Raw genomic sequence first — 17255 nt, 5'->3', positions numbered from 1 at the left:
GATGCCCGGGTAGACGAGGTCAGTACCCGCGCGCGACGTCGATCACGTTGGCCAGCGGCTCGCCGCCGGCGTAGCGGCGGATGTTGTCGGCGAAGATCGCGGCGATCCGGTCGAAGAATCTCGGCGTGATCCCCGACACGTGAGGCGTGATGATGACGTTTGGAAACTCGTACAGCGGGTGATCGCCCGGCAGCGGCTCCACGTCGAACACGTCCAATCCCGCCCCGGCGATCCAGCCCTCGCGCAGCGCCCGGATCAGCGCCGCCTCCTGGACGATCGGTCCCCGCGAGACATTGATGAAGACGGCGCCCGGCTTCATCAGCCGGAACTCGCGCTCGCCCATGCGCCCCTTGGTCTCGGGCGTGAGGGGTAGCAGGGCCACGACGTAGTCGGCCTCCCGCAGGAGATCGTCGGTGCGCTCCGGCGGGAGGACCACGTCGACGTGCGGCACGGGTGCGGGCGTCCGCCTGGTGCCGATGACGCGCATGCCGAAAGCCGCGGCGCGCGCGGCGAGCGGCTTCCCGATCTGGCCGAGCCCGAGAATCCCGAGGACCTCGCCCTCGACGTCCTCACCGACGCCGCCGGGCCGGTCCCAGACGCGGCTGATCTGCCGCCGGATGTCGACGTGCAGGCGGCGCGCGAACGCGAGGATGAGCGCCATCACATGGCCCGGGAGCGCCCCGTGCGCGCCGACGGTCCGGGTCAGCACGATCCGTCCGTCGCGAATGCCCGGGAGCGTGACGAAGTGATCGACGCCGGCCGTAAAGGCGTGCACCCAGCGGAGCCGGCGGCCGTGTTCGAGCACGCCGGCCGGCAGCGCCCATCCCGCCGCGACGTCCGCGTCCGGCGCCTGCGCGACGGCCTCGTCCCGGCCGGCCGGCATCAGAATGCGCGCGCCCGGGGCCGCGGCTTCGGCCGACGCCCGGAACCGTTCTCTCGTCGCCGCCGGGACCAGCGCGTCGATCACCATCAAAATTGCGAGATCGGCGTGGCGCCTGCTCATGACGCCGGCAGCGCCCGCGCGGCCGGCCGGCCGGCCTGGGCCGCGCGGCGGCTCGCCAGGAGCGCGCCGTACGGCCCGGTGCCGGCCAGGGTACCGTTGCGCAGCACAATCGCCAGGCCGGACAACGGCGAAATTCGCTCCCCCGGCAGAAGAACACCCGCGAGGTTCAGCGGGTCGGCCGCGGCGATCACCACGTCGGCGGTCTCCTCCGGTTCCCGCCGGACCGCCCGCAGCGCTTCAACGGCGCCCGGCAGCGCATACTGCTCGCCGGCCACGCCGGCGACGAAGCGGCCGCCCCGCACCTCGCCCTGCGCCTCCCACCGCCGGTACACGTCGAGCAGCCGCCGCCACGGCGGCACCGCCCGCTCGCGCGCCAGCAGATCTCTGAACATGACGCCGTACCGGCGAAGGAGTTGACGGGCGACCGCGGCGTCGCGCTCGTCCGATTTCATCGCCGCATCGCCCGGCCGCCACACGGCCCAGCGGCCGGCCGGCAGACCGCGTCGGGGCGGCCGGGCGTGCGGCCCGGGACGGTTGACGTGGAGATACCGGCGGCGGCGGTTCGGGTCGCTTCGGTCGATGAGCTGACGCAACCCGGCAAATCCGTCGCCGCTGACGAGGCCCTTCGCCACGAGCTCCCACAGCGCGGACTCGGTCTCGGCCGGCAGCCGTCCCACGCCGCGCGCGATGTCGGGCAGGAACGACGCGCCCCGTTCGGACAGGTACTGGAAGACCTCGGCCGCCGCGCCCCGGAGCGGGACGGGCAGGCTGCCGGCACGGTGCTCGCCGTCCGGTTCGACGAAGGCTCCGAGGTCCTCGCGCAGCAGCAGCGAGATCGGCGCCGACCGCGACATGGCCCCGGCGGCTTCCGGGCCCTCCGGGTGTCCCGGGCTCAACCGCCCCCAGGTGACGAGGCCGCTCAGGCAGAGCGCATTGAGGTCCTCGGGATCGTAGAGCCGAACCCGGCCGGACAGGACATGCTGCTCCCACGCCCGGGCCGGGAGTTCGCACCCCTGCAGCATGCCGACGATCTCGGCGACGCCGTCCCGCCCGTGCAGCTGTGTTCCGGGTTGGAGATGCTGCCACCGCAGGAGAAACCGCATGAACACCGCCGGTGAGACCGCGTCGATTTCCCGGCGAAGCCGGCCCAGCGTGAGCCGGTGGATGCGCGCGAGCAGCCGGCGGTCGCACCACTCCTCCTCGGTCGTTCCGGGGGTGAAGCGGCCGCGGAGCACCACGCCGCTGCCTTCGAGCGCGGCCAGGGCCGCGTTCACCGTGGCGGCCGGCAATCCGAGTCTGGCGGCGAGCCCGGCCGCCGTAAACGGCCCCAGGCATTGGACCCAGCCGTGCACGATCAGGCGCGCGGCCTCCGACGGCTCGAGGTCGCCCGGCGCGGCCGGCAGCGGAGGCGGGGCGGGCTCGAATCGCACGCCGCCGAGCGCGCGGCCCACGTCCTCGACCCGGTCGCACGCGACGTAGGCCCGGCGGTCCCGGTCCGCAGGATCGCGCCAGACGGCGACCACGGCGCGCCGGTCCGCCACCAGCGCGCGCGCGTGCGCGTCCCAAGGACCGGCGTCTTCGAGGGGCAGGAGCCGCACCGTGAGCAGGTGGTCGTGCAGATCGTCGGCCGTGCGCACGTCCGGCTGCGCCTGCGCCGCGACGTCGGCGATCGCCGCCGCATCGAGCACCCCGGGGTCGCGCCCCGCGGAGCCGGGGGCGACGTGGCGCAGGGCCACCGCCCGGGCGCGCCGCTCCTCGAGCGGCGCGTCGTCGAGAAACGCATACGGGTTGGCGTTCAGGATCTCGTGCGAGATCGGCGACGGGGCCGGGGTTTCCACGGCCGCCGTGCGGATCGCTCCACCCTCGATCTCCGCCAGCACCGCGTCGAGCCCGCGGGTGTCCATGGCCTCGTCCAGGCAGTTGCCGATCGTCTCGTTGACCAGCGGGTGGTCGGGCGGTGTGATCGGCCCGGCGTGGTTGTCCTGGCACGCGACCTGGTCGGGGAACACGGCGGCCAGCAGGTCCTCCGCGCGCATGCGCTGGATCGGCATCGGAACGCGGCGGCCGCCCTGGTATCGCGGGACGGCGAGCGCCCGGGCGGCGTTCCAGCGCCACCGCGTCGTGAACAGCGGCGATGCGAGGACGGCCTGGATGATGTCGTCGCGCAGCGTCGCCCGCCGGACGAAGTGGAAGACGGTCTCGAGCGGAAAGCTGTGCTGCGGCCCCAAGGACAGCACGATGCCGTCGTCGGTGGCGGCGGCCTGGAGTTCGAAATCAAACGTCAGGCAGAACCGCTTGCGCAGGGCAAAGCCCCACGCCCGGTTGATGCGCGATCCGAACGGCGTGTGCAGGACCAGCTGCATGCCGCCGGCCTCGTCGAAGAAGCGTTCCGCGACGACCCGGCGCTGCGTCGGGACGCCGCCGAGGGCCGTGCGGGTCTCGGCGAGGTACTGCACCGCCTGCGCCGCGCCTTCGACGTCGAGGGCGGTTTCGCGCCGCAGCCAGGCCACGGCCGCGGCGGGATCCTCCAGGCGCTCCTCGATCTCCCGGCGAAGCGCCGACACCGCGGCAGAGAGTTCGCGGCTGCGTCCGGGCGATTCACCCAGCCAGAACGGCACCGAGGGCGGCGCGCCGTGCGCGTCCTCGACCCGCACGCGTCCCGCCTCCACCCGCCGGATGCGCCAGGAGGTGTTGCCGAGCAGGAAGACATCGCCGGCCATGCTCTCCACGGCGAAGTCCTCGTTGACCCGGCCGACCAAGGTACCTTCGGGATCGTGGATGACGTCGTAATCCGCCGTGTCCGGGATGGCGCCGCCGGAGGTGATGGCGGTGAGCCGCGCGCCGCGGCGGCCGCGAACCGTGCCGCGCGTCCGGTCCCGATGCAGATAGGCGGCGGCGCGTCCCCACCGCCGCGCGACGCCTTCCGCCAGCATGTCGACGACCTCGTCGAACTCCGGACGGCTCAGATCACGGTACGGGTAGGCGCGGCGGACGGCCGCGTAGAGGTCGTCCTCCCGCGCCTCCTCGACCGCGGCCATCGCGACCAACTGCTGGGCAAGCACGTCGAGTGGCTTCGCCGGCAGCACCGCGGTGTCGAGACCGCCGGCCCGGGCGGCGCGCACCGCGGCCGCGCATTGCAGCATCTCATCGCGCGTGAAGGGGAAGAGGATGCCGCGTGAGACGCCGCCCACGGTGTGCCCGGCGCGGCCCACCCGCTGGAGCAGCACCGCGATTGAAGACGGCGTTCCCAGGTGACAGACCAGGTCCACGTGGCCGATATCGATGCCGAGCTCGAGCGAGGCGGTGGCCACGACAATCCGCAGCTCGCCGGCTTTGAGGCGGCGCTCCACCTCGAGGCGCAGCCGCCGGGAGAGACTGCCGTGATGGGCGGCCACCAGTGACTCCCCGAGCCGCTGCCCGAGCTGGTGCGCCACCCGCTCGGCCAGCCGCCGCGTGTTCACGAACACGAGCGTCGTTCGGTTGGCCCGCGCCAGCGCGGCCAGCCGGTCGTAGACCGCATCCCGCACGTCGTTCGCGACGATCGGTCCGCGCGGCGGGCCCGGGACTTCGATGCACAGGTCCCAGGGCCGCCGGTGGCCCACGTCCACGACCGCGCACGGCGCCCCGGCGCCGGTGAGCAGCCGGCCGATTTCTTCGACCGGCTTCTGCGTCGCGCTCAGCCCGATGCGCTGGAGGCGGTGCCCGGCGAGCCGGTCGAGCCGTTCGAGCGACAGGGCCAGGTGCGCGCCGCGCTTGTCCTGTGCGACCGCGTGGATCTCGTCCACGATGACGGTCCGGGCCTTCGAGAGGAACGCCCGGCTGCCGTCCGCGGTGAGGAGAATGTACAGCGACTCGGGCGTCGTGATCAAGATGTGGGGCGGGCGGCGGGTCATTCGCACGCGGTCGCCCGGCGGCGTGTCTCCGGACCGGACGGCCACGCGGATCTCCGGTAGGACGACGCCAGCCGCGGCGGCGCGCTCGCGAAGCTCGGCGAGCGGTCCGACCAGATTGGCGTGAACGTCGTTGCCGAGCGCCTTGAGCGGCGAGACGTAGACGACGCTCGTCGCATCGCCCGCGCCGTCCCGCATGAGCGTGTTAATCGCCCAGAGAAACCCGGCCAGGGTCTTGCCGGATCCGGTCGGCGCCGCGATGAGGGTGTCCCGCCCGGAGGCAATCGCGGGCCACCCGGCAGCCTGCGCCGGGGTTGGCGATCCGAACCGGCCGGCGAACCAGCCGGCGATCTGCGGGTGGAAGAGATCGAGTGGCATGGGGCCTCTCACGATATGGTATAATATGCGCAATCGGAACGCGAGGACGGGGAGGAGTAGGTCGCCCGGGCGTCCAGAGCGAGGGGAGGGGGTGGTGAAAGCTCCCCGGGCCGGGCCAACCGAATGTCGCCCCTGAGCCACGGATCGCCGGCGGTATGCCGCCCACGATCCGTCGGGTGCGCCCGGGACAGCGCGTGGAGCCGCGGTCGCACGGCGTGACGCGAACGCGGGATGAAGGTGGTACCGCGGAGCGCCGCTTCGCCCTTTGGGTGAGGCGGCGTTTGTGTTGCGGCGCAGAACGGGAGGGCGATGCGGATGACGGACGGGCCACAGAGGGCAGGAGGCCGCGGAGCGGCCGGAAGTCCCGCGACAGACGGGGCAGGAGGCCGCGGAGCGGCCGGAAGTCCCGCGACAGACGGGACGGAATTGCCGAAGACGTACGATCCGGCGGCGACCGAAGAACGCTGGTACCGGACCTGGGACGCGCGCGGATATTTCCGTGCCGTTCCCGACGCGGCCCGCCGCCCCTACACGATCATGATGCCGCTCCCGAACGTGACCGGCGAGCTGCACATAGGGCACGCGCTCAACAACGGGGTCCAGGACTGCCTGGTCCGCTGGCAGCGCCTGCGCGGCCGGAACGCGCTGTATCAGCCCGGCACCGATCATGCCAGCATCGCGGTGCACGTGGTCATGGACCGCCGCCTGGCGCGCGAGGGTCTCACCCGGTTCGACCTCGGACGCGAGCGATTTCTTGAAGAGGCCTGGAAGTGGCGCGAGCAGATCGGCCAGACCATTCTCGGACAGATGCGGCGGCTGCTGCTCTCCTGTGATTGGGCGCGCACCACCTTCACGATGGATCCCGGGTACTCGAGGGCGGTGGCGGAGTGCTTCATCCGTTTGTTCCGCAAGGGCGTGATCTACAAAGGCAAGCGGATGATCAACTGGTGCCCCAAGGACCTGACCAGCATCTCGGACCTCGAAGTGGAGTACGCCGAGGAGCAGAGCACGCTCTACTACGTGCGGTATCCCGGCGCCCCCTCACGACCTGTCCCCCCGGGCGGGGGAGGACAGGCCGGCGGGAGCGAGGGTATTGTCATCGCCACGCAGCGGCCCGAGACGATCCTGGCCGACGTCGCCGTGGCGGTGCATCCCGAGGACGAACGTTACCGGCGGCTCGTCGGATCGACGGTCCTGGTACCGATCGTCAACCGCGAGGTGCCGGTGATCGCCGACCGCCGCGTCGAGCGCGACTTCGGGACCGGCGCGGTGAAGATCACGCCCGGTCACGACCCGCTCGACTACGAGATCGGCGCGGATCACCGCCTCCCGGTGCTGATCGCGTTCGACCCCCGCGGGCGGATCACCGACCTCGGCGGGCCGCGTTACGAGGGGCTCGATCGGACGGAGGCCCGCCGCCTGCTCGTGGAGGACCTCCGATCCGCGGGTCTCTTGATCCGCGAGGAGCCGTACGTCACGAACATCGGCCGGTGCGACCGCTGCAAGACCGTCATCGAACCGTACATTTCCGACCAGTGGTTCTGCCGGATGAAGGATCTCGCCGCCCCCGCCATTCAGGCCGTGCGCGACGGGCGTGTGCGGTTCCATCCCGAGCGATGGACGAAGTTCTTTCTCGACTGGATGGAGCAGATCCGGGATTGGAATATCAGCCGGCAGTTGTGGTGGGGACACCAGATCCCGATCTGGTACTGCGCCTGCGGCGAGATGATCGCGAGCGTCGACCGTCCGGCGACCTGTCCCAAGTGCGGCGGCGCCGCGTTCACCCGGGATCAGGACATCCTCGACACGTGGTTCAGCTCCGCCCTGTGGCCGATGGCGACGCTCGGCTGGCCCGGCGAGACGGCCGACCTCCAGTATTTCTATCCGACGAGCACCCTCGTCACGGCGCGCGACATCATCTTCCTGTGGGTGGCGCGCATGATCATGTTCGGGCTCGAGTTCCGCGCGGAGGTGCCGTTCCGGGACGTCTACATCAACCCGACCGTGCTCAACATCGAGGGCCGGCGGATGAGCAAGACGCTCGGCACCGGACTGGATCCGCTCGTGCTGATCGACCGGTACGGCGCCGACTCGCTCCGCTTCGCCCTCATCAACCGCTGCACCGGGGAGCAGGATCTGCGCTTCTCCGAAAAGATGGTCGAGGACACGCGGAACTTTGCGAACAAGATCTGGAACGCCGCGCGGCTCGTGCGCCTGCACCTCGCGGACCGGACGCCGGAGGCCGGCGCCCCGGAGCGCGATGCCGTCCGGCTTGCCCCCAACCGCTGGATTTTGGGACGCCTGGCGCGCACGGCGGGCGACGTGACGGCCGCGCTCGAATCGTTTGAATTCAGCGCGGCGTGCCGGCGGCTCTACGAGTTCGTCTGGAACGAGTTTTGCGACTGGTATCTGGAGATGGCCAAGGTCGACCTCGCCCACGCCGCCGCGGCGAACGAAACGCGGCACGTCATGAGCTGGGTGCTGGCGCAGACGATGGTGCTCCTGCATCCGGTCATGCCCGCGATCACCGAGGAAGTCTGGCAGGCGCTGCCGCACGATGGGGAGACGATCATGCGGGCGCCCTGGCCGGACGCTTCGCGTCTGTGGGCCGACGCGGCGGCCGACGCGGCGATGGCCGAGGTGATGGAGATCGCCGGCGCGATCCGGGCCCTGCGCGCCGAGATGGGGCTCTCCACGCAGTCCGTGGGCGTGTCCCTCCATTTCGGGCCGGGTGACCGCGATCGGATCGAGACCGTGCGGTCTTACCTCGCCCACCTGGTTCATCTCGATCCGATGCGTCTCGAAGTCCGCGGCATCGACGAGCATCCGCGGTTCGGCATTCCGGCGCCGTGCGGGGCGGGGCGGATCGAGCTTCATGTGGACAGCCCGGAGCTTCGCGCCAAGGCGCGGGAGCGCTTCGCGAAGCAGCTGGCGTCGTTGGATCGGGAGCAGAGCGGCGTGATGCGGCGCCTGGACGACCCGGCGTTCGCGGCCAAGGCGCCGACGGACATCGTCGCCGCCGACCGTGCGCGGGCCGCCGCGCTCACCGCGCGGCGCGAGACGCTGCGGCGATATCTGGCCGACCTCGCCCCATCCCCGCCCGCGTGAGCGCCCGCCGATGAGACCCGTCGACCCGGGGCTTCCGGCGGCGGCCGTTGCGCCGATGGCGGCCGGCCGCGCCGCCGCGGCGCGGCCGGTCCGGTGGCTCGGGTACGCGCTCACGGCCGGCGGGCTCGTGATTCTCGTCCTGTTCGCCGCGACCACGAACCTGGGCGCCGCCGCCCGCGCGCTGCACAACGTCCGGCCGGCGCTGTTCGCGCTCGCCATTCTCGCCGTGCTGGTGCAGATCGGCGTGCGGGCCGTGCGCTGGCGGTACATGATCCGGCGGCTGACCGACACCACGATCTCGGGGCGGTTCGCCGTGGTCTCGGTGGTCTGCGGCGTGGCGGCCGGCAGCATGACGCCGGGCCGGAGCTTCGAGCTTGCGAAGGCCGTCATGCTGCGCGACGCGTACGGCGTCGGGTTCGGGGCGTCGCTGTCGGCGATGGTGATCGAGCGGCTGCTCGACATGATCATGCTCGTCGTGGGCCTGTTGCTCGCCGCCCTGCTGCTGCCCCGGCAAACGGTGCTGGCCAACGCCGTCCTGCCGGTGCTGATCGCGGTCATCGTCCTCGGCGCCGCGCTTCTCGTCGGCGCCCCGCAGCGGGTGCGGACGTGCGCCGCCGTGCTGCTCCGCGCGGTGCCCGCCCTGGGCCTCCGCGGACGGGCGCAGAGTTTCGTGGACCTCCTGTGCGACAGCATCGCGGTATCGCGCCGCCGCCACACGCTCGGCGCCCTCGTCGCCCTGACCGCGGCGGCGATCGGGCTCGATCTCGCCCGCGTCGCGGCGGTCTTCTGGGCCCTGCGCCTGACGCTGCCTCCGCAAATTCTCGTCTTCTCGTACGTCGGGGCGATGATTCTGGGAATGGCATTTCTGGTCCCCGGCGGCGTCGGCGTGACGGAGGTGTCCCAGGCCGGACTCATCGGGCTGCTCGCCCCGCACGCGGCGCCCACCGCGATCGCGCGAAGCGGCGTGTTGATCGACCGGATGGTCTCCTACTACGCGGTGCTCGTCATCGGCGGCCTGTTGCTCGCGGCCTATCAGCGGTACCATCACATCATCCGGTGACACACCGGGCGGCAGGAAGGCGGTCGCGGGGCCCGCGAACAGGGGGAGTGCTGTGATGCCACGCCGCGGCATCTACGTGATCGTCCTGGCGATTTGCCTGTTCGCGGTCTCGGCCGCGGCCGGCTTCTTGATGGCCACCGGGACGCTCCGGCACTCGCCCGGCGGTGCGGCCGCGCCCGGCGGACCGGATCTCGCCGGACAGGCGCCGTCCGGTCCGGCGGCCCCGGCCGTCGGCGGCACGCCGGCCATCCCAGCTCCCGGCGGCTCGCCGACGATCCCGGCCGGAGGGGTCCCATCAACCGTACCTCCGGCCGGCACGGTGACCGTCATGCCGCCGCCTGCCAGCGTCGCGCCTCCGACGCCCGCCGGTTCCGCGGCACCGCCGGCCGGTTCGGCCGCCGGCGGCACAGGTGCGGCGCCGTCGGGCAGCGCGGCGACAGGCGGCTCGACCGCCCCGTCATCCGAGACGCCCGGCGCTCCCGTCATCGCCGGGCGGTTCCACGTCCAGGTGGGGGCCTTCGCCGAACGGCAGAATGCGGAGGCCTTGGCCCTCCGGATCCGCGCCCATGGCTATGCCGTGACCGTGGCGGCGGGACCACCCTACCGCGTGTGGGTCGGCGGCTATTTCGACGTGGCGACGGCCGAGCGGCTCGCCGCGAACCTCCTGCAGGACGGGTTCGCTTCCACGCTCGTACCCCGGTAGCGCCGGAGTGAGAGGAGGTCCTGCGTGTCCGAGGAGCCTGTTCAATTGACGATCGAGCGGGGGATCGCGCTGGCGACCCTCAACCGGCCGCAGGTGCTCAATGCCCTCAATCACGCGCTCATGGAGCGGTTGGCCACGACGCTCGAGGCCTGCGACCGCGACGCGGAGGTCCGCTGCATCGTCGTCTGGGGCGGCCCGCGCGTGTTCGCGGCGGGCGCCGACGTCCGGGAGATGGCGGGTGCCGCGATCGCGGACGTGATGCAGGCCTACCGTTTCGAGCAGTGGGCGCGCATCCGCCGCGTGGCGAAGCCGATCGTCGCCGCGGTGACGGGGTACGCGCTCGGCGGCGGCTGCGAGCTGGCGATGCTGTGCGACATCGTCATCGCCGCGGAAACGGCGCAGTTCGGACAACCCGAGATCCGCCTCGGCCTGATGCCGGGCGCCGGCGGCACGCAACGGCTGACCCGCGCGGTCGGGAAGTCACGCGCGATGGAACTCGTGCTTACGGGGCGCGCACTCGGGGCGCATGAGGCTCATGCCGCCGGTCTCGTGTCCCAGGTCGTGCCTGCCGAAGTGTGCCTCGACGAAGCGATGCGCCTGGCCGCGGAGATCGCCCGACAGGCGCCCGTCGCCGTCCGGCTGGCCAAGGAGGCCGTGCTGCAGGCGTTCGAAACCCCGCTCGAGGCCGGGCTGGCGTTCGAGCGCCGGTCCTTCCACGCGCTGTTTGGGACCGACGACATGCGCGAGGGCGTGCGGGCCTTTCTCGAAAAGCGGCGGCCGGAATTTCGGGGGACGTGAGCAGGCGCGGGCGGCGAGGCGGCGCGGTCGGGGCCCGCGATTCCCTCGCGGCCCTGGCACGCGACGTGGTGGCCTGCACGCGCTGTCCCCGGCTGCGGCGGCACTGCGAGCAGGTCGCGGCGGTGCGCAGGCGCCGGTTCGCCGCGTGGACCTATTGGGGGCGGCCGGTGCCGGGATTCGGCGACCCGAGGGCCGGCCTGGTCGTGATCGGCCTGGCGCCGGCCGCGCACGGCGCCAACCGCACGGGCCGGATGTTTACCGGAGACGGCTCCGGCGACTGGCTGATCCGGGCGATGCACCGCGCCGGCTTTGCGAACCGGCCGACGTCGGTGCGGCGTGGGGACGGACTGCGCCTGATAAACGCGTACCTCACCGCGCCCGTGCGCTGCGCGCCGCCGATGAACAAGCCCGCGCCCGCGGAGATCACGCGGTGTCTGCCCTTCCTCGAGCGTGAGCTCGCGCTGCTGCCGCGGGCGGAGGTCGTCGTCGCGCTCGGGCGGATCGGCTTCGACGTGTGCCGGCGGCTGTTCGCCGCCCGCGGAGCGGCGACGCGCGGTCTGCGCTTCGCGCACGCGGCCGTCTACGATCTGCGGCCGCGCGGGCCGGTGCTGATCGCGTCCTACCACCCGAGCCGGCAGAATACCAATACCGGCAGGCTCACGGAGCCCATGCTCAACGGCGTATTTCAGCAGGCGCGCCGCATGCTCGACGGCCGGGGAATCGCCGAGCCGGGCGCGCCGTTGATGCCTATCCACCGCCGACCGGCGCGTGTCGAGGGAGGAACAGACCGTGTATGAAACCGTGCTGACCGACGATCGGAATGGCGTGCGCGTCATCACGCTCAACCGGCCCGACGTCCTCAACGCCTTCGACGCCCGGCTGGGGGAGGAGCTGCTCGACGCCCTGGCCGCCGCCGACGCGGCGGCCGAGGTCCGCTGCCTGGTGGTGACCGGCGCCGGACGGGCGTTCTGCTCGGGGGCCGATCTGCGCGGCCACACGCCGGGCGAGACGTCGCTCGGCGCGCTGCTGCGCTCCCGCTACAACCGCATCATCACGCGCCTCAGAACGATCGAGAAGCCGGTGATCGCCGCGGTGAACGGGGTCGCGGCCGGCGCGGGCTGCAACCTGGCGCTCGCCGCCGATCTGCGGGTGGCGTCGGAGCGCGCCGGCTTCATCGAGGTGTTCACGCGCGTCGGGCTGATCCCCGATTCGGGCGGGACGTGGCTGTTGCCGCGCCTCGTCGGACTGGGGCGCGCCCTCGAGCTGATGTTTTTCGCGGAACCGGTGGACGCGGCGGCCGCCGAGCGCATCGGCCTCGTGAACCGGGTCGTCCCGCACGACGAGCTGATGCCGCGGACGCTCGAGTGGGCGCAGCGGCTCGCCCAAGGCCCGACGCGCGCCTACGGGCTGATCAAACGCGGCGTGGATCGCGCGCTGGCCCTGGATCTGCGGGGCGCGCTCGAGTACGAAGCGTATCTGCAAGAGATCGCCGGCCGGTCCGAGGACCACCGCGAAGGCGTCGCGGCGTTTCTGGCGAAGCGCGCTCCGTCCTATGCCGGGCGCTAGGCGGACCGGGGCGGATCGGGGAGGATGAGCGGCATGCGGGATGCGGTGATTCTGGACGCGGTCCGAAGCCCGATCGGGCGCTACGGGGGCGCGCTACGCGACGTGCGGCCGGACGACCTCGCCGCCCGCCTGATCCAGGCCGTCGTGCAGCGCAACGATCTCGATCCCGCGGCGATCGAGGACGTGGTCATGGGCTGCACCAATCAGGCGGGCGAGGACAACCGGAACGTCGCGCGCATGGCGGTCCTGCTGGCCGGGCTGCCGGAGACGGTGCCGGGACAGACCGTCAACAGGCTCTGCGGGTCCGGGATGCAGGCCGTGCACGCCGCCGCGCACGCGATCGCCGTCGGCGCCGGCGACGTCTACCTCGCCGGCGGCGTCGAAAGCATGACGCGGGCGCCGTTCGTCATGGCGAAGGCGGCCCACGCGTTCCCCCGGGGGACGCAGCTCTTGCAAGACACGACGATCGGCTGGCGGTTTCCCAATCCGCGGCTCGAAGAGCGGTTCCCGCTCTACAGCATGGGGGAGACCGCCGAGAACGTCGCGGAGCGGTACGGCATCTCGCGCGAGGAGCAGGATACGTTCGCCGTGGAGAGCCAGCAGCGGGCCGTGGACGCGCAGCGGGACGGCCGGTTTGCGGAGGAAATCGTGCCGATCACCGTGACCCCGCCGCGCGGCGGGCCGATGGTCGTCGAGAGCGACGAACATCCGCGTCCGGGCACGACGCTCGAGGCGCTGGCGTCGCTGCGGCCCGCGTTCCGGACCGGCGGCACGGTCACCGCCGGCAATTCCTCCGGCATCAACGACGGCGCCGCCTGTCTGCTCCTCGCGTCCGCCGAGTGGGCGGAGCAGCAGGGGCGGCGGCCGCTCGCACGAATCGGGGCCGGGGCCGTCGCCGCGGTCGATCCATCGTACATGGGCATCGGTCCGGTGCCGGCGACGCGCAAGGCGCTGCTGCGCGCGGGCCGGACGCTCGAGGAGATCGACCTCATCGAGCTCAACGAGGCGTTCGCCTCCCAGGTCCTGGCCTGCGTGCGGGATCTCGACATTGACCGCTCGCGCCTCAACCCGAACGGCGGCGCGATCGCCCTCGGTCACCCGATCGGAGCCAGCGGGGCGCGGATTCTTGTCACCCTGGTCCGCGAGATGGTGCGCCGGCACGCCCGTTGGGGACTCGCCACGATGTGCATCGGCGTCGGGCAGGGGATCGCGACCGTGGTCGAAGGACTCGCGTAGGGTCGAGGCGGCGGGCGTGCGCGCGCGGTCGATGCTCTTCACGCTCTTCGGCGACTACGTCCGCCACTACGGCGGCACGATCTGGATCGGCAGCCTGATCACCCTGATGGCCGAGTTGGGGTTCCACGCCTCCGCCGTTCGCGCGGCGGTGTCGCGCATGACCCGGCAGGGCTGGCTCGTCGCGATCCGCGCCGGCCGCGCGAGCTACTACGCCCTCACGCCCCGCGGCGACGCGCGGATCGAAGAAGCGGCGCGGCGGATTTTCAAGTTGCGCCCGGAGCGCTGGGACGGCCTGTGGCGGATTGTCGTCGTGCCCGCCCCCGGCGAGGGGGCAGGCCGGCGGGACCGCGCGGCGCTGCGGCGCGAACTGGGGTGGATGGGTCTCGTCCCGCTCGCGCGCGGCGTCTACGTCACGCCGAACAACCTCCTCGATCAGGTCCCGGCGCTGGCCGAACGTTACGGCCTCCGCGCGGCCGGCGAGACGTTCGAGGCCCGGCTGACCGGCCCCGCGGCACCGGCCGCGTTCGCCGCGCGTCACTGGGACCTGCCGGTCATCGACGCCGCCTACGCCGGGTTCGTGGCCGAGTGGCGTCCGCGCCTCCTCGACTGGCGCGCCGCGGCCGCGCGATCGGGCGGCGCGCTCGTGATCCCGGCGGGCGCGGCCTTTCGGGAGAAGACGCACCTCGTGCACGCATTCCGAAAGTTCCTCTTCGTCGACCCCGGCCTGCCGGCGGAGGTACTCCCCGAGCGCTGGACCGGCGTCGAAGCGCGCGGCGTCTTCTCCGCGGCGTACCATCTGCTGGCGGAGCCGGCGCTCGCCTTTTTCGAGGCCCAGTACCGGCCCGCGCCGGCCCACGAAGGGGACGTGCCGGAGGGCCGCCGCGCCGCCCGCCGCGATCCCTTCCGGCCCGATGCGCGCGAGGCCGATCTGCCTCACCTCGCGAACGGTCCGGCGCGATCTCCGTCCGGCTGACGTGCGACGGTGCCGGTGGTTTGACACTCCCGCGGTTTGACACTCCCCAGGGCCGCCGATATAATGAAACGCGGTCGCGAAGGCTTTTTTTGTTTGCGGCCGGCGCGCGAGCCCACCGCCGGCCCGGTGCCGCCGGCGGGAGGGATTTCACAGAGTGAAGCTTGGCAATCCGGTCCGGCTGACGGGCGTCGTGCTGATCGCCCTCGCCGCGTTTTTCATCGCGTTTCAGCCGATCCGGCTCAACGGCGCAGTGCCGATGCTGCAGCCGCCGGCCCCGCATCTCAACCTGGGGCTCGACCTGCAGGGCGGCAGCCATATCGTGTTGCAGGCCGAGCCGACGGCGCAGACGCCGGTCGGCAACGACGCGATGGACGGCGTCCTGCGGATCATCCGGAATCGGGTCGATCAGCTCGGCGTCGCGGAACCGGCGATCACGCGTCAGGGGTCGAATCGCATCCTGGTCGAGCTGCCGGGGATCCAGAACCCTCAGCGCGCCATCGACCTCATCGGCAAGACGGCCCTGCTCGAGTTCGTCGACACCGCGACCGTCTCGCTGCCGCAGGGCACGGAGTGGCAGGGGACGGACACCGCCGTGCTCCCCGATCGGACGACCCAGCACGTACCGAAGAAGGTGATCCTCACCGGCGCGGATCTGAGCGACGCACAGGTCCAGTTCGATCAGTACGGCCGCGCGGAGGTCGGGTTTACGTTCAAGAGCACCGCGGCCAAGACGTTCGAGAACTACACGACGAAGAACGTCGGCAGGTATCTCACGATCGTGCTCGACAACCGCGTCATCAGCTCCCCCGTGATCCAGTCGCCGATCCCGGGCGGCAAAGGCGTGATCCAGGGCGGGTTCACGCTCGAATCGGCGCGGGACCTCGCGGTTCTGCTCCGCGGCGGCGCGCTGCCGCTGCCCGTGCACGTCGTCGAGAACCGCACCGTGGGGCCGCTGCTGGGCCGTGACTCGATCGACCGCAGCCTGCACGCCGGGTACGTGGCGATCGTCATGGTGGCGCTGTTCATGGTTCTGTACTACCGTCTGTCCGGGTTCCTGGCGGACCTCGCCCTCGGCGTGTACACGCTGATTCTCTTCGCGCTCCTCACACTGCTCGGCGCGACCATCACGCTGCCGGGCATCGCGGGCTTCATTCTCTCGCTCGGCGTCGCGGTGGACGCGAACGTCATCATCTTCGAGAAGGTGAAGGAAGAGCTGCGCGGGCACAAGACGCTGCGCGCCGCGGTCGCGACCGGCTGGAGCCGGGCGGTGGTCACGATCTTCGACTCGAACACGACGACGCTGATCGGGGCGGCGGTCCTCCTGTGGCTCGGGACGGGCCCGGTGCGGGGATTCGCCGTGACGCTCATCCTCGGCATTCTGACGAGCATCTTCACCGCGATCGTCGTGACCCGGGTGTTCGTCGACGTGGTGCTCGAGACGAGCCTCGCGCGCTACATTCAAGCGCTGGCCTGGACCGGGCGGCCCCGGGACGTCCCCGCGGCCGCTCCCGTCGGCGGGCCGGCGGGCGGCGGGGAAGCGTAGCGCCGCGTATGGCGGACGCCGCAAGCATGACGGTGCGACCGGTCCGGGCCTTCGACATCATCGGACGGCGGCGGTGGTGGTACGCTCTGTCGCTCGCCGTGATCGTGCCGGGGCTGATCGCCCTCTACGTCCACCACGTCCACGACGGGCACGCCCTCAACTGGGGCGTCGACTTCACCGGGGGCAACGCCCTCGAGCTGCGGATCACCCAGCCGTTTACCGTGGGCGACGTCCGCGGCCTCCTCGGCCGGTTCGGGCTCGGCGACGCGGTGATTCAGAAGTCCGGCGATACGGAAGTCTTCATCCGCACGCGGCCGCTCTCGCAGGCGCAGATGAACGCGATCATCGACGCGGCCCGAGGCCAGTGGTCCTCGACCACCATGCTGCGCGAGGACACGGTCGGACCGGAGATCGGCGCGGAGCTGCGCAACGTCGCGATCCTCGGCGTCGCGATCGGCCTGGTGCTGCAGGTGATCTTCATCTCGATCCGCTTCCGCTCCGTGCGGTTCGCGATCGCCGCGGACATCGCGCTGCTCCACGATCTCCTGGTCGTCATCGGGGCGTTCGCGCTCACGCAGCGCGAGGTCAACTCGTCCTTCCTGGCGGTGCTGCTCACCGTCGCGGGGTACTCGATCAACGACACGATCGTCATCTTCGACCGGATCCGGGAGAACCTCGGCTTCCGGACGCGGGAGCCGTTCGAGCACCTCGTGAACCGCAGCGTGCTGGAGGCGCTCGTCCGGTCGATCAACACCGCCATGACGGCCGTGCTCGCGATCGGCGCGGTATATGTCTTCGGCGGTGAGACGATCCGCGACGTCGCCTTCGGCCTCGTCGTGAGCATCGTCACCGGCGGGTACTCGTCGATCTTCAACGCCAGCTGCATCCTCGTCGACTGGCACAACTGGGCGGACCGGCGCGCGGCGCCCGCGGGGGCGGCGGCGAAACGGATCGAGGCGCCGCGGGACGTGCGCGTCGCGGCGGACGGCGCGGGCCG

Annotated in this window: 12 protein-coding genes; 10 read left to right on the top strand and 2 right to left on the bottom strand. The window is 71.9% G+C overall.

All coding sequences use genetic code 11. From position 1 onward, the window contains the following. Positions 1 to 19: 19 nt before the first annotated feature. Positions 20 to 1003 carry a D-2-hydroxyacid dehydrogenase gene (locus VGZ23_13320; GenBank protein HEV2358569.1) on the bottom strand — a complete coding sequence of 328 codons (984 nt, stop codon included), beginning with the start codon at positions 1001 to 1003 and terminating at the stop codon, positions 20 to 22. After that, positions 1000 to 5271: a DEAD/DEAH box helicase gene (locus tag VGZ23_13315; protein ID HEV2358568.1), complete on the bottom strand. Its 4272-nt coding sequence runs from the start codon at positions 5269 to 5271 to the stop codon at positions 1000 to 1002. The genes VGZ23_13320 and VGZ23_13315 overlap by 4 nt, the downstream gene beginning before the upstream one ends. A gap of 426 nt (positions 5272 to 5697) precedes the next feature. Here VGZ23_13315 and VGZ23_13310 point away from each other — a divergent pair, with 426 nt between their 5' ends. The 10 genes from VGZ23_13310 to secF form a co-directional block, all read left to right on the top strand. Beyond that, positions 5698 to 8379 (top strand): valine--tRNA ligase, encoded by a 2682-nt coding sequence (locus VGZ23_13310; GenBank protein ID HEV2358567.1) that lies wholly within the window; start codon positions 5698 to 5700, stop codon positions 8377 to 8379. Positions 8380 to 8389: 10 nt separating this feature from the next. Next, positions 8390 to 9439, top strand: a complete 1050-nt coding sequence (locus VGZ23_13305; protein HEV2358566.1) for a lysylphosphatidylglycerol synthase transmembrane domain-containing protein — start codon at positions 8390 to 8392, stop codon at positions 9437 to 9439. Positions 9440 to 9494: 55 nt separating this feature from the next. Continuing rightward, on the top strand, positions 9495 to 10142 hold the full coding sequence (locus VGZ23_13300) for an SPOR domain-containing protein (GenBank protein ID HEV2358565.1): 648 nt from the start codon (positions 9495 to 9497) through the stop codon (positions 10140 to 10142). A 24-nt stretch (positions 10143 to 10166) separates the two neighbouring features. Next, positions 10167 to 10940, top strand: coding sequence for an enoyl-CoA hydratase-related protein (locus VGZ23_13295; protein ID HEV2358564.1), 774 nt, complete (start codon positions 10167 to 10169; stop codon positions 10938 to 10940). Beyond that, positions 10937 to 11737, top strand: a complete 801-nt coding sequence (locus tag VGZ23_13290) for a uracil-DNA glycosylase (protein ID HEV2358563.1) — start codon at positions 10937 to 10939, stop codon at positions 11735 to 11737. Before VGZ23_13295 ends, VGZ23_13290 begins: the two co-directional genes overlap by 4 nt. Continuing rightward, positions 11730 to 12506 (top strand): enoyl-CoA hydratase-related protein, encoded by a 777-nt coding sequence (locus tag VGZ23_13285; protein ID HEV2358562.1) that lies wholly within the window; start codon positions 11730 to 11732, stop codon positions 12504 to 12506. The genes VGZ23_13290 and VGZ23_13285 overlap by 8 nt, the downstream gene beginning before the upstream one ends. A 33-nt stretch (positions 12507 to 12539) precedes the next feature. Continuing rightward, entirely contained in the window at positions 12540 to 13742 is a 1203-nt protein-coding gene (locus VGZ23_13280; protein HEV2358561.1) for a thiolase family protein, read from the top strand. Between the two features lie 16 nt (positions 13743 to 13758). Then, on the top strand, positions 13759 to 14715 hold the full coding sequence (locus VGZ23_13275) for a PaaX family transcriptional regulator C-terminal domain-containing protein (GenBank protein ID HEV2358560.1): 957 nt from the start codon (positions 13759 to 13761) through the stop codon (positions 14713 to 14715). Positions 14716 to 14869: 154 nt separating this feature from the next. Then, a complete protein-coding gene (gene secD, locus VGZ23_13270) occupies positions 14870 to 16258 on the top strand; it encodes a protein translocase subunit SecD (GenBank protein ID HEV2358559.1) in 1389 nt (462 codons plus the stop codon). A 26-nt stretch (positions 16259 to 16284) separates the two neighbouring features. After that, a partial coding sequence (gene secF / locus VGZ23_13265) for a protein translocase subunit SecF (protein HEV2358558.1) occupies positions 16285 to 17255 on the top strand: 971 nt, incomplete at its 3' end.

The organism is bacterium (genome assembly GCA_035945995.1).
In the GTDB taxonomy this organism is placed as follows: Bacteria; Sysuimicrobiota; Sysuimicrobiia; order Sysuimicrobiales; family Segetimicrobiaceae; genus DASSJF01.
Note: the sequence above shows the minus strand (reverse complement) of the source record. Positions and strands in the feature narration are given on the sequence as shown.